Origin of the sequence: Chitinophaga agrisoli (assembly GCF_008386695.1) — a bacterium.
GTDB lineage: Bacteria > Bacteroidota > Bacteroidia > Chitinophagales > Chitinophagaceae > Chitinophaga > Chitinophaga agrisoli.
Map to the genome: position 1 here is coordinate 1 of NZ_VUOC01000157.1, position 365 is coordinate 365.

General features: G+C 47.1%; 1 pseudogene. It reads right to left on the reverse strand.

The window, feature by feature from the left end:
• Window positions 1–365, reverse strand: a pseudogene (locus tag F0L74_RS34815) (hypothetical protein); the annotation flags it as partial.

The following is a 365-nucleotide window of genomic DNA, read 5'->3' on the forward strand; positions in this document are numbered from 1 at the left end:
CAGGGTCAGACTTCTTGATTGGAATGCAAGCATGGTCCTCCTCAAGATCCTTAAGACAGATCTCAAGATGGAGTTCTCCAGCACCAGCGACAATGTGTTCTCCTGATTCTTCATTAATACACTGCACCATGGGGTCAGATTTAGCCAGACGTTTAAGACCTTCTACTAGCTTGGGCAGATCAGCAGGGTTTTTGGGCTCAACAGCGACACGCACGACTGGTGATACACTGAATTTCATCACCTTCATGTTGTGGGCATTCTTGAAAGTGGTGATGGTACCAGTCTTGACTAAGAACTGATCGACTCCAACGAGACCACAGATGTTACCAGAGGGCACATCCTCAATAGCTTCAACATAACGTCCC